At 40.2% G+C, this 23,948-nt stretch carries 19 protein-coding genes and 1 pseudogene; 12 read left to right on the plus strand and 8 right to left on the minus strand.

Going from position 1 to position 23,948, the window contains the following annotated elements:
* Window positions 1–897 precede the first annotated feature (897 nt).
* Complete coding sequence (locus V7K69_RS31690; protein ID WP_335042046.1) at window positions 898–1,356, plus strand: DUF3592 domain-containing protein; 459 nt, start codon at window positions 898–900, stop codon at window positions 1,354–1,356.
* Between the two features lie 115 nt (window positions 1,357–1,471).
* Here V7K69_RS31690 and V7K69_RS31695 read toward each other — a convergent pair whose 3' ends face one another.
* The gene (locus V7K69_RS31695) at window positions 1,472–2,638 is read right to left on the minus strand and encodes a pyridoxal phosphate-dependent aminotransferase (RefSeq protein WP_335042048.1); all 1,167 of its coding nucleotides are present in this window, start codon (window positions 2,636–2,638) and stop codon (window positions 1,472–1,474) included.
* Window positions 2,639–2,960: 322 nt separating this feature from the next.
* Here V7K69_RS31695 and V7K69_RS31700 point away from each other — a divergent pair, with 322 nt between their 5' ends.
* Window positions 2,961–3,626: a ribonuclease T2 family protein gene (locus V7K69_RS31700; protein ID WP_335042050.1), complete on the plus strand. Its 666-nt coding sequence runs from the start codon at window positions 2,961–2,963 to the stop codon at window positions 3,624–3,626.
* Window positions 3,627–3,788: 162 nt separating this feature from the next.
* Here V7K69_RS31700 and V7K69_RS31705 read toward each other — a convergent pair whose 3' ends face one another.
* Window positions 3,789–4,871: a class I fructose-bisphosphate aldolase gene (locus V7K69_RS31705; RefSeq protein WP_335042052.1), complete on the minus strand. Its 1,083-nt coding sequence runs from the start codon at window positions 4,869–4,871 to the stop codon at window positions 3,789–3,791.
* 345 nt (window positions 4,872–5,216) lie between these two features.
* Between V7K69_RS31705 and V7K69_RS31710 the strand changes: the two genes are divergently transcribed.
* From V7K69_RS31710 to V7K69_RS31720, 3 genes are all read left to right on the plus strand, one after another.
* Entirely contained in the window at window positions 5,217–5,534 is a 318-nt protein-coding gene (locus tag V7K69_RS31710) for a hypothetical protein (RefSeq protein ID WP_335042054.1), read from the plus strand.
* A 552-nt stretch (window positions 5,535–6,086) separates the two neighbouring features.
* The gene (locus tag V7K69_RS31715; protein ID WP_335042056.1) at window positions 6,087–7,022 is read left to right on the plus strand and encodes a M48 family metallopeptidase; all 936 of its coding nucleotides are present in this window, start codon (window positions 6,087–6,089) and stop codon (window positions 7,020–7,022) included.
* A gap of 336 nt (window positions 7,023–7,358) precedes the next feature.
* The gene (locus V7K69_RS31720) at window positions 7,359–7,949 is read left to right on the plus strand and encodes a thioredoxin family protein (RefSeq protein ID WP_335042058.1); all 591 of its coding nucleotides are present in this window, start codon (window positions 7,359–7,361) and stop codon (window positions 7,947–7,949) included.
* 360 nt (window positions 7,950–8,309) lie between these two features.
* On the opposite strand, the gene V7K69_RS31725 is transcribed toward V7K69_RS31720, so the two are convergent.
* Window positions 8,310–12,554, minus strand: coding sequence for a GAF domain-containing protein (locus V7K69_RS31725; RefSeq protein ID WP_335042059.1), 4,245 nt, complete (start codon window positions 12,552–12,554; stop codon window positions 8,310–8,312).
* Window positions 12,555–12,765: 211 nt separating this feature from the next.
* Here V7K69_RS31725 and V7K69_RS31730 point away from each other — a divergent pair, with 211 nt between their 5' ends.
* The 4 genes from V7K69_RS31730 (at window position 12,766) to V7K69_RS31745 (ending at window position 17,620) form a co-directional block, all read left to right on the plus strand.
* Window positions 12,766–13,089 (plus strand): YnfA family protein, encoded by a 324-nt coding sequence (locus V7K69_RS31730; RefSeq protein ID WP_335042061.1) that lies wholly within the window; start codon window positions 12,766–12,768, stop codon window positions 13,087–13,089.
* 764 nt (window positions 13,090–13,853) lie between these two features.
* The gene (locus V7K69_RS31735) at window positions 13,854–15,269 is read left to right on the plus strand and encodes an ammonium transporter (RefSeq protein WP_442936222.1); all 1,416 of its coding nucleotides are present in this window, start codon (window positions 13,854–13,856) and stop codon (window positions 15,267–15,269) included.
* Between the two features lie 144 nt (window positions 15,270–15,413).
* Window positions 15,414–16,280, plus strand: coding sequence for an SGNH/GDSL hydrolase family protein (locus tag V7K69_RS31740; protein WP_335042065.1), 867 nt, complete (start codon window positions 15,414–15,416; stop codon window positions 16,278–16,280).
* A 131-nt stretch (window positions 16,281–16,411) separates the two neighbouring features.
* Window positions 16,412–17,620 carry a 4-hydroxy-3-methylbut-2-enyl diphosphate reductase gene (locus V7K69_RS31745; RefSeq protein ID WP_335042067.1) on the plus strand — a complete coding sequence of 403 codons (1,209 nt, stop codon included), beginning with the start codon at window positions 16,412–16,414 and terminating at the stop codon, window positions 17,618–17,620.
* 229 nt (window positions 17,621–17,849) lie between these two features.
* On the opposite strand, the gene V7K69_RS31750 is transcribed toward V7K69_RS31745, so the two are convergent.
* Together V7K69_RS31750 and V7K69_RS31755 are read right to left on the minus strand one after the other, a co-directional pair.
* Window positions 17,850–18,023 carry a hypothetical protein gene (locus tag V7K69_RS31750; protein WP_335042069.1) on the minus strand — a complete coding sequence of 58 codons (174 nt, stop codon included), beginning with the start codon at window positions 18,021–18,023 and terminating at the stop codon, window positions 17,850–17,852.
* Window positions 18,001–18,222, minus strand: coding sequence for a hypothetical protein (locus V7K69_RS31755; protein ID WP_335042071.1), 222 nt, complete (start codon window positions 18,220–18,222; stop codon window positions 18,001–18,003). Before V7K69_RS31755 ends, V7K69_RS31750 begins: the two co-directional genes overlap by 23 nt.
* Before the next feature lie 105 nt (window positions 18,223–18,327).
* Between V7K69_RS31755 and cbiE the strand changes: the two genes are divergently transcribed.
* The 3 genes from cbiE (at window position 18,328) to V7K69_RS31770 (ending at window position 22,594) form a co-directional block, all read left to right on the plus strand.
* Complete coding sequence (gene cbiE, locus V7K69_RS31760; RefSeq protein WP_335042074.1) at window positions 18,328–19,536, plus strand: precorrin-6y C5,15-methyltransferase (decarboxylating) subunit CbiE; 1,209 nt, start codon at window positions 18,328–18,330, stop codon at window positions 19,534–19,536.
* Window positions 19,537–19,863: 327 nt separating this feature from the next.
* A complete protein-coding gene (locus tag V7K69_RS31765; RefSeq protein WP_335042076.1) occupies window positions 19,864–21,885 on the plus strand; it encodes an ATP-binding protein in 2,022 nt (673 codons plus the stop codon).
* A gap of 448 nt (window positions 21,886–22,333) precedes the next feature.
* Window positions 22,334–22,594, plus strand: a complete 261-nt coding sequence (locus V7K69_RS31770) for a DUF7219 family protein (RefSeq protein ID WP_335042079.1) — start codon at window positions 22,334–22,336, stop codon at window positions 22,592–22,594.
* A 179-nt stretch (window positions 22,595–22,773) separates the two neighbouring features.
* Here V7K69_RS31770 and V7K69_RS33055 read toward each other — a convergent pair.
* The 3 genes and pseudogenes from V7K69_RS33055 to V7K69_RS31780 all read right to left on the minus strand — a co-directional run.
* Window positions 22,774–22,962: pseudogene (locus V7K69_RS33055) on the minus strand (hypothetical protein); the annotation flags it as partial.
* 33 nt (window positions 22,963–22,995) lie between these two features.
* On the minus strand, window positions 22,996–23,397 hold the full coding sequence (locus tag V7K69_RS31775; RefSeq protein WP_335042081.1) for a hypothetical protein: 402 nt from the start codon (window positions 23,395–23,397) through the stop codon (window positions 22,996–22,998).
* Between the two features lie 80 nt (window positions 23,398–23,477).
* Window positions 23,478–23,933 (minus strand): hypothetical protein, encoded by a 456-nt coding sequence (locus V7K69_RS31780; protein WP_335042083.1) that lies wholly within the window; start codon window positions 23,931–23,933, stop codon window positions 23,478–23,480.
* Window positions 23,934–23,948: the final 15 nt, after the last annotated feature.

Genomic DNA, 23,948 nt, shown 5'->3' on the forward strand with positions numbered 1-23,948 from the left:
GAGGTAATTATCTAAAATTAGAGTGTGTTCAAAAGAGATTACAAATAAGACTAACAAGGAAATTATGATTGCTATATTAAAAGATTATTTCAATAATTAACAACTCTAAAGCTATATAGATCATAAAACAAATAACATGATTGTTTTTAATGTGTGCTGTGAATATATCATGCAAAGTTTAGTGGAAAAGGTTTGAGTTGTTGCTAATCATTGTGACAAACTTTTTTTAAAATATCTAGAGGCTAATTCAAATCTTTAAGTTGATTAAATAAATACAATGAATAGACATGGAAAAATATTTAAATATCAAGTTAAAATGAATTCACACTTATTGCTTATTAAATAAGGGTTTTGGTCAGTATTTGATAACTAATTTAATTTCTCTCAGTATTTCTTCTTTAAGAAAACAAATATTTGAATTTAAGAACCTTAAGTATTTATACGGAAATATCCTAAAAATAGTGAGCAGTCTTGAATTTGGTATTGCCTTTCTGGAAACTTGTTGGTAAATCTTCCAGGAATGAGATACCATTGGCAAATTCCCAAAAAGCTAAACTGAACCGATTAGTTCAGTAATGAAACGATTGAGAGCTTTCTGATCAGTTTTATACCCAGGTTCAAGATTACCGGCTCTTGCGTTGGTTTTATGTTATAGCATTAAAATAGCCGTTTTATAGAAAGGCTCAAAAATTTAAAATCTAGTCATAGCAAGGAACATAGGCTTTGATTAGATTTTATTTATTATTCGACTCCATAAAAGGAACTGAAGAGCCATATTACCTAATTTCATTCAGATGAAACTTGGTCACGTGAAATTTATGGAAAAATGTATACATGGAACTCTAGATTTAAGCAAATCATTGTCAGTCTTTAAATATTGGAACAGGTCAGCATTTTATGAATGAAGATACAAAGTTCTTTCGTATATTTGGTTCAATATTCGGCGGTGTTGGCAGTATAATTGCTGTTACGGGAATCATGATTGCATTGAATACTCGTTCCTTTCTTACCTCAGCAATACCAGCGCAAGGGACAATAATTGATTTGGTGCAACGTTCATCAACTGATAGAAAAGGTCGTGCTTCTTATGCCTACTATCCAGTAATAAAATTTACTGCTCGTTCTGGGGAAACAACGGTTTTTGAATCAAATTCAGGCAGCAACCCACCAGAATTTTCTAAAGGACAGCAGGTTGAAATATTATACAGTCCTGAAAAGCCAAATTCTGCCATGATAAAGTCTTGGCTAAGTTTATGGTTTTTACCTGTTATGTTAACTAGCTTAGGATCAATTTTTGCCTTAGTTGGAGGAATTGTACTCATCAAGTCCTTTCCACGTTTAATAAGTTCTAAGTAAAGTATTTTGGGAACTAATTTGAAGCTTGAAAATAAACTCCACCAGTTCTGAGTAGAAAAGGTGGAGTAAAAAATTGAAGAGTTAATAAATTCTCCTCACAAATGATAAATGACAACTAAATACGTGACTTGACAAATTTCTCTAACCTATCCATTCCCTTTTCAATGGTTGCCATATCTGTAGCGTATGAAAGGCGAATGTTGTCATCAGCGCCAAAAGCAATTCCAGGAATGACTGCAACTTGATGTTTTTCCAACAAAGCGTCACAAAATTCTAGGGATTTTAGACCGATTTTGCTGATATCAGGGAACAGATAAAACGCGCCATCTGGTTTTGCGGTACTCAATCCGGGAATTGCGTTGAGTCTGTCTAGCATTACCTGTCGGCGTTTGGCGAAGGCTTGGCGCATTTCTTCGACGCAATCTTGAGAACTTTGTAGGGCTGCGATCGCACCATATTGAGCAAAGGTACACACGTTAGATGTACTATGCCCTTGGATGGTACTTGCTGCTTTAATAATTTCCACTGGCCCCGCTAAATAGCCGAGTCTCCAACCAGTCATAGAATAAGCTTTCGCAAACCCATTACTGATCAAAGTGCGGTCAAAAATTTCCTTCCCTAGAGAACCGATGCTGATATGTTCTGCACCGTCGTAGAGAATCTTTTCGTAAATCTCATCAGAGACAACAAAGATATCTGCATCAACTACTACCTGCGCCAGTGCTTTGATTTCATCTGGCGTGTAAACCATCCCTGTGGGATTAGATGGAGAGTTGAGGATAAATAACTTTGTCTTGGGGGTGATTGCTTTACGGAGTTTTTCGGGAGTAATTTTATAACCCGTCGTGGCATCTGTGGGCACAATTACCGAAACTCCACCGACTAAAGTCACCATTTCGGGATAACTTAGCCAGTAGGGTGCAGGGATAATTACCTCATCACCTGGATCAATTAGCGCCACCATCAAGTTGTACAGAGAATGCTTACCGCCATTAGTGACGATAACATTTTCCGACTTGTAATCAAGACCGTTATCATTTTTGAGCTTATGGGCGATCGCTTCCCTTAACTTTGGTTCTCCGGCTGCTGCACCATACTTGGTTTTGCCTTCATCCAAAGCTTTGACTGCTGCGGCTTTAATATGCGCTGGGGTGTCAAAATCTGGTTCTCCAGCGCTAAAACTACAAACATCTATTCCTTCTGCCTTCAGTGCCTTAGCCTTGGCTGCGATCGCTAAGGTCAATGAAGGTGTTACCTGACTTACTCTTGCTGCCAGCTTCATTCTTACTATATTTTGGCAAATCTTTCACTTATCTAAGGATATCTCAGAATCATTACCGAGATTTGCTTTTTCTGAATTCGTTGAGCAATGGGGAATGGAGCGGGGGAGGCAGGGGGACAAGAGGACAAGGGGACAAAAGTTTAGAACTTACAACAAGTCTTTCCCCTTGTCCCCAATTCTCCTTGTCCTCTTGTCCTCTTTCCCATTCCCAATTCCCAATGCCCCATCCCTAATGACAAATGACTTTGCAAAGCAGTTTGATTATTGACTCTTAACAATGTATCGTATATAACTTTATTTTTAGTGCAAACTAACTGTTTTTATGCAGATTAAGAAACTTTTAATTGCATCTTCTCTGTTAATTACTAATCTTTTTATACCTAATGCTGCCATTGCTCAAAATCGCGGTACTCCGGGTAAATTTGATTTTTATGTGCTGACACTCTCGTGGTCGCCGGATTATTGCGCGACAAATGGTAATCGTGACCCACAGCAGTGTGGTTCTGGAAGGAAACTGGGTTTTGTACTACATGGTTTGTGGCCGCAGTACCAAACTGGTTATCCTGCTAATTGTTCCACGCAAAAACTACCGTCGCAAGTAAAGCAACGGTTTCCCAATTTGTATCCTAGTGATAAACTTTACGATCATGAATGGGAAAAACATGGTACTTGTTCGGGGAAAACTCCTGTGGAATACTTGGGATTGAGTAAAAAGTTAAAAGATGCGATCGCTATTCCCGCAGCTTATAATAGTCCTGATAAACCCGTGCGTACCACAATTACAAATTTTAAAAATTCATTTGTGAGTGCGAATAATCAAATTACTGCTGATGGTATAGCACCTTTTTGTTCTGGCTCGGGGAGATTTTTGCAAGAAGTTTTCTTTTGTTATTCCAAAAACGGTGAACCTGGTATTTGTAGCGCTGAGATTTTGAAGCGATCGCGAAAAAGTTGTGGTCAACCAGATTTCTTAGTGAGAAATGTTTAGATAGCAATGGGAAATGGCAATTGGGAATTGGGAATGGGAAAGAGGACAAGAGGACAATGAGAATTGGGGACAAGGGGAAAGACTTGTTGTAAGTTCTAAACTTTTGTCACCTTGTCCTCTTGTCCCCTTGTCCCTCTGCTTTCCCTGCCTCTTCTCCACTCCCTAAGCGATCATCACATCTGGCGATAAGTAAACATCTTGAATGGTATGAAATAACTTCACACCTTCCTCAAAGGGACGTTGGAAGGTCTTTCGCCCAGAAATTAATCCCGAACCACCAGCGCGTTTGTTGATCACGGCGGTGCGAATTGCTTCGGCGAAGTCGTTTTTACCAGTCGCACCACCAGAATTAATCAACCCTACGCGCCCGGAGTAGCAATTTAGTACTTGGTAACGAGTTAAATCAATTGGGTGATCGGTTGTCAATTCTGTATAAACGCGCTCATCAGTTTTTCCGTAACTCTTACCAGTGGCTTTAGCAATTGCACCGTAACCATTGTTATTTTCTGGTAACTTTTGTTTAATAATGTCGGCTTCAATGGTTACACCCAAATGATTTGCCTGCCCGGTGAGGTCAGCAGCAAGGTGGTAATCTTTATCTTGTTTAAAAGCGTTGTTCCGCAGATAGCACCAGAGAATAGTTACCATCCCTAATTCATGGGCGCGTTTAAAAGCTTTGCTGATTTCCTGAATTTGTCTGGTAGACTGCTCTGAACCAAAGTAAATTGTCGCACCGACGGCTGCGGCCCCTAAATTCCAAGCTTGTTCCACATCAGCAAACAATACCTGGTCAAATTGATTGGGGAAAGTCAGCAATTCGTTGTGATTGATTTTAGCAATAAAGGGAATTTTGTGGGCATACTTACGCGAAACGATACCTAATGTCCCCAAAGTGGTAGCAACCGCATTGCAACCTGCGGCGATCGCTAATTTGACAATATTTTCTGGGTCAAAGTAAATTGGATTGGGCGCAAAAGACGCACCCGCAGAATGTTCAATGCCTTGGTCTACAGGTAAAATCGAGAGATAACCTGTGTTTGCCAGACGACCAGTAGAATAAAGTAGCTGGAGATTACGCAACACTTGAGGATTGCGATCGCTGTTGATCCAGATTCGATCTACAAAATCTGGCCCTGGTAAATGTAGTAAATCTTGAGAAACCTTTGCTTTGTAGGTAAGCAGGTCTTCAGCCTCTTTACCTAGCAATGACTCAATAGAATTAAGTTCTCTGAGCGTTGTAGTCATAGCGTTTTCCTGAAAAATTGAGCAAATGACCTTTGCCTTTAAGATAGCATTTTTAATACTGCTAACCTGCTTAGGCTTGTATTAATTAGATATATATTCCTTTTGATATAAAAGCCTTAAATTATTCTTTAAAAATCGCTAAAATCAATAATTATCTGAGATACAACCATTATTTGAGCCAAGATGCACCAAGAAAAAATTGTGCTTTTGAGGATTCTGGTGGATTGCAGACTGATAATTTGATATATTTCAATTCTGATACTCATCATCTGACAAAAATGTCGATAAGTAATCTTCGCAGATTCCCATTATGGCAATAATCATTAAACAAACAAATACAATTCTATGAGTAAATTTCACATCGATCTCGACTTCAGCAAAATAGATTTCGCTTCCCTTGAGACAGAAGAAGATTTTCAAAGAGAGGCAAAAACATTACTACCCAAGGCACTAGTAAAACTAGGTGAAAGTGTAGGTGAGAAGACTTGGGAAGAATTACAGCAAAAGATGCAGGCATCTGGAGGTAAACTCAAATCTTCTCCAACCGAAAAACGTAAGTTTATGCAAGAAACAGGAAGAACTTATCAACGAAAGGCTAGTAACAGAGAAAAACAAGAACTTGAAGAATACATAGTAGACCAATTACGCCAGCACAAACTGTAAATACAGCAGTTTTCTTTTGCATAAAGTACAAATCTACAGATTTTAAGGCAGAAGGTAGAAACTCTTTATATAGGAATCCGGTTTGATTCTTGTTCGCGCAACGTAGCTATATTTACTTGTGTGAGCAGGCAATAGGGAGTAGGAAAGGATGGATAGTTAAGCTGTTGTGCCTTTAATTTGCACTAATATTTTTTTCAATATGATTGTGGGGTGGGTAACATGAGCGCCCTGATAGTGCAAGTTGTATACATAACAGCTTAACAATAATCCTAGGTTGGGTTGAACGTTCGCGTAGTGTCCCGTAAAAAGTGAAACCCAACAAGTAACGCTTGATGTTGGGTTTCGTTCCTCAACCGTTAAGGTTTTTATGGCTAACCTTGCTCAGGTGGACTTTGTTTTGTAGTACTTTTGTAAACCTTAAATTTACACAAAATATATTTTGCATTATTGTATAAAAATAATCCTTATATTGCAGAGGTATCAACAATAATGCTTAACTGGGATAGAAGACTTCTAACTACTAGTTCTGCGTGCCTACTTTTGTTCAGTGCAATGGTGCCAGTCCAGGCTAAACCAGTCCAACCAAAGAAAGCAGCACCCATAGCTACAACAATTTACCAGCAAGCTAAAAAAGAATTACCTGAAGATTTTTATACCCTCTATCGCGTCATAGATAGAGTAGCACGTGCCAACGAATTAGATAATCGTCCTTGGCGGGTTGTGGCTGTTCCCAAGTATGATGTCAATGCCTATGCAAGTGACGTTAATTTGGTTGCTATTTACGATGGCATACTTGACCAGTTAGCTGGTGATTCTTCAGCATTAGCTTGTGTAGTTGCCCATGAAATGGGACATCACACCAAGCGTCACATTGCTGTCGGTGAAGCTAAAAAAACTGAGTTAATTGCCAAAATTCAAGAAGAAGCAACCAAAGAAGTACTGGGAGAAAGAGAAGCTGCAAACCAAGAGTCAACAGCTGCTAATGTTGGCGGTGCCGTTGTGAATCGTGTAGTTGGAGGAACTTTTGGTGGTTTGCTGGGTTCAGTTCTTGGTAATCAAGGCGCTCAACGACAAGTAGAATCACAGCAACGCATTAATGAGATTGTCGAGAAAAAGAAAAAAGAGTTAGAACAGCGTTTAGCAGAACAAGAACGACAACAAGAGTTTGAAGCTGATGAAATTGGCTACATAGCTTCTGTGAAAGCAGGCTTTGAACCAGAAGGATGTTTGAGAGTAATGCAGGTTTTGGCTCAAACTCCTGGTTCTGAATTTGATACAACTCATCCAGCAGTACCCAAACGGATTGAGGCAATCAAAGCTTTAATTATTAAGTATCCACCTCAGACTTTGGCTAAAGAGGGTGAAACGCGAATATCTAAGACAAAGCCTTTAACTTATAACATTTCTAAAGATAAGACCTCGTTACGGATTAACTCAGTTCGCGGTGGATCTCAAGCAGATGATATAGAGCGTCGCTTTGGTAAATAAAAGGGGAAAGGGGAAAGGGATGAACAGGTCGCCCACAAGGGGCGAGGTTTTTACCTTTCCTCCTTCCCCCTTCTTCATAAAAACACTAAGTTATGAGTGGCATAAATCTTAAGTAGGGTTTTCCCTACTACATAACATGGTGCGTTAGGCGCGAGAGTCATATTTTTCGTAATAAAGTATATCGAAATATGCGCCTAACAAACCCTACAAGAATTTTATTTTTACTTTATAAATAGCCCCTAATACCCATTTTGAGTATGAAATTACGTATTAAAGAGCGGCTGGAGTCAGCTAGACTAGAGAAGAAATTGCTTAATAAGTTTTAATAATTCTGTTATGAGTACTGATTCACCTGTTAATTCTCCCGATAAGTCTGAATCTTCATTAGGGAAGCGTTTGAGAAACTTCTTAGTTGTAATGGTAGCGATCGCTCTTAGCGTTGCCCTCGTCTTAGGATTGCGAACTGAAACAACCTCAGCAACTCTAGCCAAGTTAAGCGATTCGTCCACACCATTAGAAGTAGCCATCAACAACGGCAAACCATCTCTAGTAGAGTTTTATGCTGATTGGTGTACTGTCTGTCAGAAAATGGCACCAGATATCACTCAACTAGAAACAGAGTATGCTGACAAGATGAATTTTGTCATGCTGAATGTGGATAATACCAAGTGGCTACCGGAAATGTTGAAATATCGGGTAGATGGGATTCCCCATTTTGTATTTTTGAGTCAGCAAGGGGAAACCATAGCTCAAGCGATCGGCGATCAACCCCACACAATAATGGCTAGTAATTTAGAAGCTTTGGTTACTGGTTCGTCTCTTCCTTATGCTCAAGCTAGCGGGAAAGTTTCCAAATTTTCAGCCCCAGTAGCACCAACAGCTAGTCAAGATGACCCCCGCAGTCATGGCAGCCAGGTAGTAAATTAAAGTAATTCGTAATTCGTAATTAAGGACTGTTAGAAGTTGTTTGAAAAGTGGTGACTGAGGTATCCAAAACTTTATATCCTCCTAAATCCTCCTTAAAAAGGAAGACTTCGAGAGGTTATTTTCCCTTTTTTAAGGGGGGCTAGGGGGGATCTGAATACAAGCGTAAGAATGAGTATGTTGTCTATCATGCTTGGACAAAAAACATGGATATGCGGCAAATCTGCTTAGATATGCTGATCTGGAAACCAGAAGGGCCATCTTGCAATGGCCCTACCTGGACACCGCAGACTATTACTAACTATTGAACTACCTATTTAATTCAAATTCTCCATCATTTTCCGATATCCGATGCAAGTCTTCTCAATCAATTGTGTCGTTGTTTGTGGCGGAAACTGTCTGTTCATCAACAACTGCCTCTTTTTTTGAGAGGATAACGCCTGTCCAATGCTCTAGAGTGGCAGCCAATTTTTCTTTAAACACTGGCTTACTCAGATAGTCATCCATTCCTGCATTGAGACACATTTGTTGGTCTTCTTTCATGGCATTAGCCGTCATCGCAATTACCACAGGACGACGACGCAGAGCAAAAGCGTCTTCTTGCCAACGATGAATTTCTTTTGTGGTTTCTAAACCATCAAGAATTGGCATTTGGCAATCCATTAGAATCAAATCATAGGGAATTTTTTCTAATAGCTGCAAAACTTCCTCTCCATTGGCAGCAACATCGGCTTTGTAGCCTAAACTCTGAAGTTGCTTCAGGGCGACTTTTTGATTCACCAAATTATCTTCAGCTAAAAGAATTCTTAACTGGAATTGAGTAGAGAGATTCGCAGCAGAGGAAGTAAGAATGCTGGAAGTTTCTGTACTTGTGATTTTTGTGTTAGCCTCTAGCCTTTTTCCTTTAGACCCTTCTTCTGATTGAGGTTGAGTTTTTAGAATATTCATAATGGTATCAAGGAGTCGAGAGGGCTTAACGGGTTTGACTAAATAAGCAGCAAATCCTATTTTGAGCGCTCGTTGCAATTGGGTGCGTTGATTAATAGAGGTGAGTATAATCAAAGGTATTTTAGTAATTGCAGAATTGGCTTTAATTTGTTCTTCTAAAGTCATGCCAGAAGTTTGAGCCATTTGCATATCAACCAAGACGACATCATAAGAATTATCATGCTCAGAAGCTTCCTGAATAGCAATGAGTGCAGCAGCAACACTGTCAGCTTGATCTACCTGCATTCCCCAACCGATAGCTTGATGATAGATAATTTTGCAATTAGTGGCATTACTATCTACCACTAACAAGCGGCGATTGTTCAAAAATCCGTCTTCGCTCTTGACCTTCGTGTAACGTGTCGCAGGCAAGAAGCTATCGGAGTTTGGCAAAATAGGTTCAAGTTGTTTGGCAAAAGGCACCTCAAACCAAAACTTAGATCCTTTCCCCCTCTGACTTTCCAGCCCAATTACTCCTCCCATCAAAGTCACCAGTTGTTTGCAGATAGCTAATCCTAAACCGGTACCACCATACTTGCGAGTGGTAGAAGCATCCACTTGGGTAAATGGCGTAAAGATTTTGTGTTGGTCTTCAGGGCTAATGCCAAGACCTGTATCTATAATGGCAAAATGGATAGTGGCTGTTGTAGAGGAAAGCGATGGCTTTGCCAAAGGCGATCGCAATTCTACTTGCACTACGACTTCACCAACGCTAGTGAATTTAATAGCGTTGCTAATTAGGTTCATCAAAATTTGCCGTAACCTACTAGCATCGCCTTTGAGGTGAATAGGGACGTTGCTATAAAGTAGTGCAGAAATTTCTAATCCCTTACTATGGGCTGATGGAGCTAATAATCCCACCACTTCTTCAACACAAGTGGATAGGTTAAAATCTAGAGTTTCGAGAGCCATTTCTCCAGCTTCAAGTTTGGAAAGATCCAAAATCTCGTTGATTAAACTTAAAAGGGCATCTCCACTAACCCGAATTGTTTCAATAAAATCTCGTTGTTCTGGATTTAAAGGAGTATCTAAAACCAAACTGGTCATCCCCAAGACAGCATTCATGGGAGTGCGAATTTCATGACTCATATTTGCCAAAAAAGCACTTTTAGTCTGAGAAGCTAATTCCGCTTGGTGACGGGCAATTTCAAGTTCTTCTCGCTGACGAGTTTCTGCTTTTAAAAGTTGAGCTTGGGCTAAAGCAATGCCTACTTGGTCAGCTATTTGCCGCAAGAGATGAGTTTCAAAACTAGACCATTGGTGAGAATCATCACACTGATGGACTATGAGCAAACCGCGAAGTTCTTCTTTGACCAAAATAGGTACAACAAAGTTGACTTTGACCCCAAACTGTTGGATTAATTTCAGGTCACTTTGTTGGACTTCGAGTAAATCTAACTCAGCCAGTCCTAAAATCTCTCCTTGACGGTACTTTTGTAGATAGTACTGTTGTAGGTATTCTGCTCGTAAGTAAGGGGCGGTGATATTTTGCTCTTTGATTTCTGGTAAGCCAGAAATTACTGCTTCAACAACGGAGGTTGCAGATTCATCTGGTAAAAGCTGATAGATTAAAACTCGGTCAGTTTGGAGAATCTTTTGTACTTCCTTGACAGTGATTTCGAGAATTTCTTCGATTTGCAAAGACTGGCGAATTTTGAGGGTGATTTCGGTAAAAAGTTGCGATCGCAAGTTTTGGCGTTGTAATTCCTCTTCAGCCCGCTTACGCTGAATAAATTGGCCTACTTGCTCACCAATAGAATTCATCGTGTTAACTAAATCTTGGTCAGCAGGTTTGATTTCACAATTGAAGCAGGTAATCACGCCCAGAATTTTGTTACCAGTCCGAATTGGAAAACCGAAAGCTGCGTGTAGCCCTACTTGAGCCGCGATTTTAAAATAAGGAAAATTCAGATCCGTGACGACATCAGTAAGCCAAACAGCTTCAGAACTAGCCCAAACACGCCCAGGTAGTCCAATTCCTTCTATAAAAGTGGTTTGCCGCTTCAGTGCTTCAAATTCTTGCACTTCAAGGGATGCTTTATGCCAGATGGAAAGAAAACGCAGCACATTTGCTTGCTGATCGACCATCCAAATTTCACCTAAATCCCATCCTAAACTCTCGCAGATTCCTTGTAAGATTCGAGGGTTAGCTTCGTTGATTGTGGTAGACTCTGCCAAAACGCAGGTTGCAGCATATTGTGCAGTTAAATGCTGTTGTACTCGTTTGCTATCTGTGATGTCAGTGCCAGTGCTAACAATGTATTCCACCGCTCCTTCATAGTCTTTTAAGAAGGTATTCGACCAAGCAATAAGTCGGCGACTGCCATCCTTCATTACCCAATGGTTCTCATATTCCAAAAAACCTCTACCAGTTAGCAATTCCTCAAAAACTGCTTTCACTGATTCCACCTCTTCAGGAATTAGCAATAAGTTCCATATATACCTACCCCTCACCTCATCGAAGGAGTAACCCGTTATTTGCTCACAAGCTTGGTTGAAACGAACAATTCGCCCTTGAGAATCGAGAACTATTACTAATGCACTGGCTGTATGAAGGACTGCGGAGATAAAGTTACGTTCTTGATTTAAGCTTTCTTCTGCCCTTTTGCGCTCTGTCACCTCATGATAAATGAAGTAGTAAACTACAGTCAGAACAAGAAAACTGAGGCAAATAGCGATCGCAATTGTCACAGTTGTTTGGCGAGTCCAAGCTTTTGCTGTTTGTGAAAGTTGCTGATGCTGCTCTCTTTCCTGGTTCTCTATCTCATTGATCTCCTTGCGGATATCATCCATGAGATTTTGACTTTTATTTGTCAGTACTACCTGAAACGCCGCCTCTGCTTCTTGATAGGGTTTTAGATAAGTTGGTTTTCCAGTAATAATGTAACTACGTTGCCTAGTCTCCGCATCCTTTATTTGAGATAGTAGTTCTTCTAAATTGTTGAGTTTTTGAGAAGTATTTTTTAATATACTGGGATTATTAGTAGATACTATTGTATTTTGATAGGAAACTACCCCAATCAAAACTAAAATTACCGACGCGACACCAAAACCTGCTGCAATCTTTTTAAAAAATTGTTTACTTACCTTTTGCGTCTGTTTGTTTTTCTTGGTAACAAGTACCAAACTTGCTAAATTTCGGCGTAATTCCAGTTGCTTGATGACTTGATGACCTAATATTCGTAATGCCTCTATCTGCTCTGGAGTAAGTTCTCGTGGTATGTAATCAATCACACATAGAGTTCCTAAAGCATATCCTTCAGGGTTAGTCAGAGGTACACCAGCATAAAATCTAATATTTGGGTTAGATGTAACTAGTGGGTTGGTGGCAAACCTTTCATCATCAGTTGCATCAGACACAACAAAAACATCAGGCTGTAAAATAGCATGGCTACAGAATGCAAAATCTCGATGTGTTTCTAAGACATCTAAACCGACTTTTGACTTAAACCACTGGCGATTTGTATCAATTAAGCTAATTAAGGCAATAGGAGTCTGACAAATATACGAAGCTAAACGGGTGAGGTCATCAAAGGTAGCTTCAGATGGTGTGTCAAGAATTTTATACTCCAAAAGTGTCTCGATTCTCTGTATTTCGTTATTAGGTAATGGTGCTTTCATCCTTAAGCCTTATCTATATTCTGGGCGCTGGGGAAGAAGCAGGGAAATAAGGGAGATTAAAGGGGAGACAAGGAGATTGCCCACCATGCCTAATACCTAATATCCAATGCCAATGCCCAGGTCAATAAACTTACTTCAATTAATGACAATAGTTTAGTTAAAAGCGTTAGCGTAATTTCACTGAGTTCTAGCTGATGAAGAAATTTGTCAAATGATTAAGTCTCTGCTGTATTTTTTGTGGGCTGGTTTATTTGAAATTGGAGGTGGCTACCTAATCTGGTTGTGGTTGCGTGAAGGTAAGCCGTTCTGGTGGGGTATATTGGGGGGAATTGCTTTAGCTTTCTATGGGATTATTGCAACTTTTCAATCGGCAAATTTTGGCAGAGTGTATGCTGCTTACGGTGGTGTATTTATCGCAATAGCAATGTTTTGGGGTTGGAAGGTAGACGGTGTAACTCCAGACCGCTACGATCTCATCGGAGCATGTTTAGCTTTAGTTAGTGTTCTAATTATCATGTTTGCACCCAGACCTTGAGTAAAACTTCTGGATTAATAAATTTTGTAATACCCGCTTTTCAGGCTTTTCAGAGACTAACAAAAAATAAATTATCCCAAATTATTTGTATATTTGTTGGATACCATACAATACTTCTCGAGTTTTGGGGAAAAGGGGAAGGTGGGGCCCCCTCTGAGGATAAGGGGCGGGGGAAAGGAAAAACCTTTAGCCCAAACCCAGTACCCTTTACCCAAAAGCCGATTCCGAATTAAAAATGCACAAAGCGAGGAGTATTGGGATACCATATCTGTGCTATCTGGAGATGGGATGTTTTTTTGCTGGAATTCCCTGAACACATAATTACCTGACCAAAAATCGCCAAGGTTTTTTTAATAATCAGCCGAAGATAAGCAACCATCTGTATATCTCCCGCATAAATGCGTAGATATAAAGATAATTCATGGTAAATTTGTACAAATTTTCTGAAAATTGATAATAATTATCAATTTTTACAAGTATCTTGATTTGTAACAGTAAGTAACTAAAAATTTGGAGTTTTGTAGCGTTTGCATAAAATGCTATCCTGCACAAAAAGATGCAATCATTGCATCACTACACCCTTGGTTCGATTTTGGCAACTACAATTAGGATTATATTTTTGTTAACATTTCCAGAAAATTAAAGTTAAGTAACTTTTAAGACAAAAATATGTAGCAAAAAGTAATCAAATGTAGTTAAGGATACAAATCGTTGGTGCTTAGGAAGAAAAAGAAGTGTTGAAGAAAGTTGTGATGATTGGGGCTATGACCCTACTGTTTTTGGGAGTACCTGTGATGGGCAATGCTTTTGCTCAAACACCAGCCGCTGCTCCACCTGCTGCTGATACTGGAGATACGGCATTTATGCTGATTTCAGCAGCACTTGTGCTGTTAATGACACCAGGATTGGCATTCTTCTATGGTGGATTTGTGCGATCGCGCAATATCTTAAACACATTGATGATGAGTTTTGTCTTGATGGCGATCGTGGGAGTTACCTGGATTCTCTGGGGTTATAGTCTTTCTTTCGCACCAGGATTGCCTTTCATTGGTGGGTTGCAATGGTTTGGGTTGAACGGTGTCGGTTTAGAGACTCAAGGCTACTTGCCGCACCTGCCTTATGAAGATGCGCTCAAAGCAGCAGACCCCAAATATGCTGATGTAGTCTCTTATGCTGGAACGATTCCCCACCAGGCATTCACGATTTATCAAGCCATGTTTGCCATTATCACCCCAGCTTTAATTTCTGGGGCACTCGTTGAGCGGATGAGTTTCCGCGCCTATTCGCTGTTTGTACTGCTGTGGTCAACCTTTGTTTACGCCCCTCTAGCCCACATGGTATGGGCGAAAGGTGGATTCTTGGGTTTATATGGTGGATTGGGTGCCCTCGACTTTGCAGGTGGCACAGTGGTTCATATTAGTTCTGGTATTTCTGCTCTGGTAGCAGCGATCGTCCTTGGCCCTCGGAAAACCCATCCCGATCGCCTTAGTCCGCCGCACAACGTTCCTTTCATCTTGCTGGGTGCTGGCTTGCTCTGGTTTGGTTGGTTCGGTTTCAACGCTGGGAGTGCCCTAAGTGTTGCTAGTGGAACTTCTGGTGACTTAACAACGAATTTAGCAACAACAGCCTTTGTTGCCACCAATACGGCGGCGGCGGCGGCAGCTTTAATGTGGCTAATTTTAGAAGCAGTTTTACGGGGTAAACCGACAGCTGTAGGAGCAGCGACAGGAGCCGTTGCTGGTTTAGTAGGTATCACTCCTGCCGCCGGATTTGTGACACCGCTATCAGCGATTTTAATTGGTTTCATTACCGCCTTTGTTTGCTTCTATGCTGTGAGTTTCAAGCACAAGCTGCAAATTGACGATGCTTTAGATACCTATCCCGTGCATGGCGTAGGTGGTACAGTGGGGGCTATTTTAACAGCTATCTTTGCCACAACTCAAGTCAACGGCGCAGGAAAAGACGGGGTGCTGCGTGGTAATTTTGGTGAATTGGGAATTGAACTATTAGCAATTGCCGTTGCTTATGCGATCGCAGGTGTTGGTACGTGGATTATTCTCAAGGTTATCGATGCTACAATCGGGCTGCGTGTCAAAGAAGAAGCAGAATTGCAAGGTTTGGATATCAACGAACACGGCGAAGAAGGTTACAATTCCGAGTTTGGCGATCGTCCAACTTAGTTTAGTGGGAATTGGGAATTGGGCATTGGTTATTTCCCCTTTGCTCCCTCTGCCCCCCATTTCCCACTCTCCAATTTAAGATTGTGTAATTTGCGATCGCTAGCGTTAAAATTTGATTCAAATAATTGGTAAATTTCGCTAGTCGTGTCTACTTCTGCAAAAACCTTTCCTATCTGGGCATTTTTCTCGCTGTTAACTAACGGCATCCTAATGTTGGCGGTCATCCTGCTAATTTGGCAACAGCAGAGATTGTCCGCTTTTTTTGGGATTGTAACATCCCCAGAACAAATTAACCTGAACAACTCAACCCAAATTGCTACACCTGATTTGGGTCGCCGTCATCAACTCACTTACCAAGAGTGGGTAGACATTCTCAAGCAAGAAGCCAAGGTCGCTGCTGACCAACGTCCTCCGCATTTAACCATCCTGGCGGGAGATTCTCTGAGTTTATGGTTTCCCCCTGAGTTATTACCCGAAGGTAAAACTTGGCTCAATCAAGGGATTTCTGGCGAAACCAGTAATGGACTCTTAAACAGGTTGAAAATATTTGACCGCAGCAAACCAGAGGTCATTTTTGTGATGATTGGCATTAATGACCTAATTCGGGGGGTGAACAACGAGGAAATTTTAGATAATCAGCGACAAATTATCAATTACCTCCGAAAGAGGCATCCCACCGCGCAAATTGTTGTGCAATCGATTTTGCCGCATGGGGCAGAGGAAGCAACCTGGAAAGGACGAGATAAACTTCTAGCTGTTGCCAATAGTCGCATTCAGGGGTTGAATCAGCAACTGCAAAGCATATCTACCAAAAAAGGTGTTAAGTATCTTGATTTATATCCCCTGTTTACTAACAAGCAAGGAAATCTCCGCCGCGAATTTACTACTGATGGCTTACATTTAAGTCCTGAAGGGTATATAGTTTGGCGTTCTGCATTGCAGATTTATAGCGAAATCGAATTAAAATCCCAGCAAGAAGAAGAGGGGAAAAGGTTAAAGGTTAAAGGGTAAAGACATTAATTCCTTTTACCTCTTATCCTTTTCCCTTTCCCCCTCTCTGATAATATTTTTGAATACAACTGTGTATAAATCTCGTCTGGGCGCGAGAAAATAAAAAATAGTGGTTGAAGTAGACAAATCTAATGGATACAAAAGCTTTTAAGCGCAGCCTGCAACATTCAGAAAATTACAATCGCAAGGGCTTTGGTCATCAAGCAGAAGTTGCTACCCAGTTGCAATCTGAATATCAGAGTAACTTGATTCAAGAAATTCGCGATCGCAATTACATCCTGCAACGGGGTGATGTGACAATTCGACTAGCACAAGCCTTTGGTTTTTGCTGGGGTGTAGAACGGGCTGTGGCCATGGCCTACGAAACTCGTCAGCACTTCCCCACAGAACACATCTGGATTACTAACGAGATTATCCATAACCCTTCTGTAAATCAGCGAATGCAGGAGATGGAAGTAGAATTTATTCCCATTGAAGGAAAGAATAAAGACTTTTCTGTTGTTGGCACTGGTGATGTAGTAATATTACCCGCTTTTGGAGCTAGCGTTCAAGAAATGCAGATCCTTCACGATAAAGGCTGCAAAATTGTTGATACAACTTGTCCTTGGGTATCTAAGGTTTGGAATACAGTAGAAAAGCACAAAAAAATCGATTATACATCAATAATTCACGGTAAATATAAGCACGAAGAAACAGTTGCAACTAGTTCCTTTGCTGGCAAGTATTTAATTGTGCTGAATTTGCAAGAAGCACAATATGTTGCTGACTATATTATCAATGGTGGCAACCGTGAAGAATTTCTGACAAAATTTGCTAAAGCTTGTTCAGCAGGATTTGACCCCGATCGTGATTTAGCAAGAGTTGGGATTGCTAACCAAACTACGATGCTTAAAGACGAAACTGAGCAAATCGGCAAGCTTTTTGAGCGGACTATGTTGCAGAAGTATGGCCCCATAGAGTTAAACCAGCATTTCCAAAGCTTCAATACTATCTGTGATGCCACCCAAGAACGGCAAGATGCAATGTTGGAATTGGTGGAACATAAATTAGATTTAATGGTAGTAATTGGTGGGTTTAATTCATCGAATACTACTCAATTGCAACAAATTGCTTTTGAGCGGGGAATTCCTTCTTATCACATTGATACTGTTGAACGGATCAAATCAGGAGATTCGATAGAACATCGACAATTAAATGGGCAGTTAATAACTACAGAAAACTGGTTGCCAGATGGAGAAATTGTCGTGGGAATAACTTCTGGTGCTTCTACACCAGATAAAGTTGTAGAAGATGTGATTGAGAAAATTTTTGCTGTGAAAGCAACAGCAGCACTGGTTTAACAGTGACCAGTTATCAAGTAAGAAAGTTTGTAGTAAGGACTTTAGTCCTGATTTTTCAGCACTAAAGTCCTTACTACAAACCCTCAAAACTAGCTTGACAAAGTACTAATGTTTGCTGTTGACTTTTTAAAAAATTTGTGAGAAATGAAGGCAGCAATATTCTTATCCAATCAATGCCTCATACTCATCATGTGACCCAATCCAGATCCAGTAATAATCCTCGCCATTCTTAAGTGCTAGTGCGCGATATCCACCACAAATTATTTCCTACTTTTTTAAAATGCAAAGACGGATGAAGTTGATTATTAATCCAAAGACGATACGCCTTTCTAGCTTGCTCTTTAGCTTCAGGTGAAAGTGCAGCATAAGAGCGCCAAAAATCAGGGGTTGTTAAGGATTTCATCTAACGGTTTCACCTGATTAGCTTCAATATCTGCTTTTGCACGCTGGATTAACTGATCCAATTTACCAGATTTTGCATCTGCTTCAATTTGATTGTCCCAAGCATCATTGAGATATTCTTGGAGCCAGTTTGATAAATCCCGCATTTTCCCTTCAGACAATTGCATAATAGCAGCTTCTATTTCTGGAAGTGAGTTCATCCTGCTATCTTCAATCCAGCACTATGAACTATATCCTACCAAAATTGACGCAATAATTCAGAATTAGAATTAGCGTCAAATCTTAGTTATTAATCATGAATTAGCATGACAGAGAAATGGCTTTCTATCGTCGGCATTGGGGAAGATGGATTACAGGGGTTAAGTGCGATCGCTCGTTCTCTAGTCGAGAGAGCTAAAGTAATCGTCGGAGGCGATCGCCATTTGGCAATGCTGCCTACAGACGATGGGCGTAAGAAACTAGTCTGGACATCTCCCATTAGCGTATCTGTAGAAGAAATTATCCAGCGTCGGGGTCAGTCAATCTGCGTACTCGCAAGCGGCGATCCGATGTGTTACGGCATTGGTGTCACCTTAATGCGGCGAATTCCCCTTTCTGAAATGACCATTATCCCCGCACCTTCAGCCTTTAGCCTCGCCTGTGCCAGGGTGGGATGGTCTTTAACTGAGGTAGAAACCTTGAGTTTGAATGGTCGTCCATCCTCCCTACTCCAGTCTTACATTTACCCAAAAGCGCGACTGTTGATTTTGAGCGAAGGGAAGGACACACCCGCCATTGTTGCGAAAATTTTGACAAATCGCGGCTATGGTGGCAGCAAAATTACCGTCTTGGAGCGTATGGGCGGCAATCATGAAAGAATTATAGAAGGCACAGCTGCATCTTGGAGTGAGACTGAAGTTGCGGCTTTGAATGCGATCGCAGTTGATTGTATTGCTGATACTGGGGTTATCCCTTTACCAAGATTACCAGGATTGCCAGATAACGCCTACCACCACGATGGACAGTTAACAAAGCGTGAAGTTAGGGCGATTACTCTAGCAGCTTTGGCTCCCACACCAGGAGCGTTGTTGTGGGATGTTGGTGCGGGTTGTGGCTCAATTTCCATCGAATGGATGCGGAGTAATGCTCGGTGTCGAGCGATCGCGATCGAGCAAAATTCATCTAGACTACTCTATATTGCCGATAATGCCGCCACTCTTGGTACTCCAAATCTGCAAATCATTGAAGGAAAAGCGCCCCATACCCTGAAAGACTTGCCAGCACCAGATGCGATTTTTATTGGTGGTGGAGTGACAGCAATGGGACTTTTTGATGTGTGTTGGGAAGCATTGCGGCCCGGTGGGCGTTTGGTGGCAAACGTGGTGACGGTAGAGGGTGAGCAAACTTTATTTCAATGGCATAAACAAGTCGGTGGCGATTTGACTCGTATTGCTATTCAACGGGCGGAACCTATTGGGAAATTTTTGGGCTGGCGGGCAATGGCACCTGTCACACAATGGGTAGTTGTAAAATAATATGATTTGTGCGGCATCTGAAAATGTGGCAGCTAAATCTTTAACTGCTTACTTTGTTTTGTACCCTTCTTATTGCGGAGAAGATACGCCAAGGGCAAAAGCAATAACATATCAAAAGTAATTAACAGCACATGACATCAAACGATAAATCTGATTATTGTTTTCATACATGAGCTAATGCTTTTGTCAAGATTATTTTAGATGTGCTTAACCTACTTTATCTTTGATTTATAAATATTCCATTATCTTAAAGTTTTGAAAAGTAGAGGGAGATTCTAAGTTTTTTAGGGAACTATTAGATACGCAGAACAAATAATATATTCGTTTATGAACTTAAATTTACAGGCATCAAGCAAAACAAATCAGTCAAACAATAACTGGCATGATTTTGATAATTCATCGATGAATTTCAGCTATCAATCCGCAGTGAATGCACTTGGACAGAAAGCACTGTCAGGACTGGAATTATCGTATTTGTTCCAAGATACAGTTAGTTTAGTAGCTCAAATACTAAATGTTAAATACAGTAGAATCTGGCAAGTACTTTCAGATAGTAATGCTTTGCGTCAAGTAGCTAGCGTTGGGGAGAAACCTTTAGAAACAGACTCTGCTGATATTAATGTCACAACTAATCAGCAAGTACAACAATTCTTGGATAATACTCAGATAATTGTTAATTGTAACACACCCAATTGTCAGATCGATGATTTAACTATTCCCTCTCCTGGTGATAGCGTTACTGGTTTGAGTGTGCTAATTCCAGGTGAGAGTAAGCCTTTAGGTTTGCTAGAAGTATATGCTACTGAGGCAAGAACTTTTTCTTCAGATGATGTTCATTTTTTACAATCTATAACCCATATTTTAGCAACAGCGATTGAACGCAAGCGTTCAGAAGCGTTAGTTTACACCCAAAGCCAAGTTTTAGAACAAGTTGCGTTTGGAGTCAATTTATATGAAATTTTTAACAACCTTTGTATCTTGCTAGAGCAACAATTACCTGGGGCATATTGCTCTATTTTAGTTGTAGATGAAGACAAGCGGCAGTTACGGGGAGGAGCAGCACCTACTCTCCCAGAAGAATTTGCTAAGGGTGTTGATGGTTTGATGATTGGTGAATGTTGTGGTTCTTGTGGTACTGCTGCTCATAGAGGAGATTCAGTATTTGCTACTGATATTGCTAATGATCCTTTATGGGCTGATTTCCGAGATTTCGCTTTGAATTATAACATCAGAGCTTGTTGGTCATCACCTTTTACTTCACAAAATGGTGAAGTTTTAGGGACATTTGCTATATCTCATAAATTTCCTTGTCATCCAACTCAGCATCATCTAGAAATTCTGAAAACTGCCACCCATATTGCCAGTATTGCTACAGAAACCTACAGAGCCGCAGCAGCTTTACAAAAGGCTAACAATGAGTTAGAACGAAAGGTTTTAGAACGAACATCGGAATTAAGAAAAACTTTGCTGGACTTACAAAAAACACAAGCTCAACTGGTTCATAGTGAAAAAATGTCAAGTCTAGGACAAATGGTAGCAGGGATTGCCCATGAGATTAATAATCCTGTGAGTTTTATTGCTGGTAATCTCAGATATGCAAATCAGTATATCAATGATTTACTAGATTTAATTGCAGTTTTTCAAGAGCAGTATCCCCAAATAAATCCCACCATAGAAGCCAAAATAAAATCTATCGAACTAGAGTACTTGTGTGACGATTTGCCTAAGTTAATAGCATCTATGAGTACAGGTAGTGAGCGAATTACAGATATTGTTCTGGGCTTACGCAACTTCTCGCGACTAGATGAAGCAAAAATTAAATCTGTAGATATTCATGAAGGCATAGATAATACATTGATGATTCTAAATCATCAGTTGGCGTTACCAAATAAGTTACCTGATATTCAGATAGTTAAAGAATATGGTCAACTGCCTAAGATTAGTTGTTATGCAAACCAGTTGAATCAGGTTTTTATGAATATTATCAATAATGCAATTTATGCCTTAAAAGATAATATGCAATATTGGCAGTCTGCAAATAAAATACCAACTATTCAAATAAAAACTTTAGTTGTAGACAACGAGAGGCTTTTAATTAGTATCAAAGATAATGGCCCTGGTATGAAGTCAGAGATTCAGGAACAGATTTTTAATCCCTTTTTCACTACCAAACCTGTTGGTCAAGGAACTGGTTTAGGGTTATCAATCAGTCATCAGATTATTGTCGAAAAGCACCAGGGAAAACTAAATTGTATCTCTGCATTAGGTAAGGGAACTGAATTTCAAATTGAAATTCCTATTCATAATTTTCAGCAGTCAAGAATAACATTAACTGACTCTTTACCTTAAAGTTGGGCTGTATCTCTTGTATAACTACCGATGTTCTTTCGGTGCGCTGGAGTTATTGCAGCGATGATTGAGCAAATAATGGTAAGAGATGGATATCGCCCTAATAGAATTCCCCTGGTTAACACTGGGGAATTTAGTTTACGCCTATATATTTCGTGAGCAACTTCAACCCTAGAAGCGGCTTACTTTAGGCTAACTCAGAGGACACAGAAAGCTTAAAGCCACTAAATGTAACATTATTACCAGAAACTGGTATAGTCTAAGCTTAATGTCCATGATTCAAAAGTCTTACTATGATCGCAGCTAACAAATAGCTAGTTGCTGTATACTTGATTTTGTGTTCCCTTTTAGACTGGCTCATCGTTCACAATAATCGCGGCAATTTCTTCATTGAAGCCATCTTTGTTGTGATTATCGTTGGTAAAAGTCACTTATTGGGGGTGAAATAATGGACGAGACTAATCTTGACGACAAAAACAAATTTCTTTACCCTCGTAGTCGCTATTACGGTCAAGTTAAGCCAGAGAATTTAGTATTTAATGCCAACCTTCAAGAATTTGCTCAAAAAGTTAGCTATATTACCAGTCTAGAAACATCAGGAAAGCTTGAACCAGAAGATGCTTACAAACAAATTAAAGCACTTTGGAAACAACTCAAGCGCAGTAAAAAAGCATTGTTCATTGATGAGGAACCATCAGAGACATCCTGAAATTACTTATAAAGGTAATACTAGATGCTGCTTGTTATGTGGTGAAGTTTTCATCATTTCAACAGCGCAGCATCTGCTGTGTAACAGGTTGCCAATATACACCTGATTTTAGGTGCTTGGTGTGGGCGATATTCAAATTTTTATGCTTCAATTACAATGTGATAACCAAGAATCATTCATTACTTTCCATCCTCCAATATCAATGTAGACTCAGCAGTCCGCCCAAATTCTTCTGGTGCATATTGCAGGTGAACTTCTGCACCAGTCCAGGAAAATGTGCCAGGGGTGACGGAACGAACTAAGTAATGCAGGCTATAAACTCCTGGTTCCAGGTGGTCGGTGTATGCGATAATGCGATCACTATTTATAATTACTTTTACAGAAGTGCGTTCGCCTGTGTTTCAAGTACCCTGTTTATCTACTATTAAATTCCTCAACTTTTCTTCATCAAAACTAAGCCCATGACGTTCTAAATATGGGCGTAAATTTATTTTAATGAATAAATCTTTTAGTTCTTGGGCAATTTCTTGGGGTGGATTTCCTGATAATGCGATCGCAATCAAACGTTCTGCTGCTCGAAATTCACCACATTCTATTGCAAGGCTTGCAGCACTGCGATGTAATACTGAACGAGTCGGCTCGGCATGAAGTTGATTGGCAATCAGTGCAGCAGCTTGAGATTCTTTTTCAAAAGCTTGTCGAGAAACTTGACTAGCTTGCTTTAAGTCTCCTCTGAGTTTAGCAGTAAAAGCTGCTTCGGCCAAATCCATCGCCTGTTTATGCAACTCCTGAATCTGACTCATTTTTCCACAATAAAAGATAGGGGTCTGCTAAATTCAACAATAATAATGTAGGCAGGAAATTTGCCATCGGAAGGATTAGTTTACTCGATTTTTTGTTTTATTCTAGCTCTAACCCTGCTATCATCTGCTTTACGTAGACCTGAAACTTCCAACCGTACTTTATTTTGAAACGGAAGTTCACCAGCTTCATCTTCACTACCTAACCAATAATCAAATCCAGTGCCTTTGCGCGATCGCTCAATCACTGTAAACTGAGTCAATTGTCTGATGAGCATAAAGGCAATGCCATAGGCTGCTTGTTCTGTGGTGAACTCTTCATCATTCCAGCAACGAAGCATTTGCTGTGTAACAGGTTGCCAATATAGTCTAAAGCTGGTGGTAAAGTCTCCATTAACTGTGAGTTCTACACCCTGTAAATGACCTCGATCTTCCAAACACACCGCACAAGCTTCTGCTAAAGCTGCTCCAAAAGATGGAGTTATAGCAGGTAGTCCTTCTCCTAATTTAGTTAATACTAACTCTTGGGGTTTATCCAAGCTAAACAGAGTGAA

The organism is Nostoc sp., from assembly GCF_036917775.1.
Lineage (GTDB): Bacteria > Cyanobacteriota > Cyanobacteriia > Cyanobacteriales > Nostocaceae > Nostoc.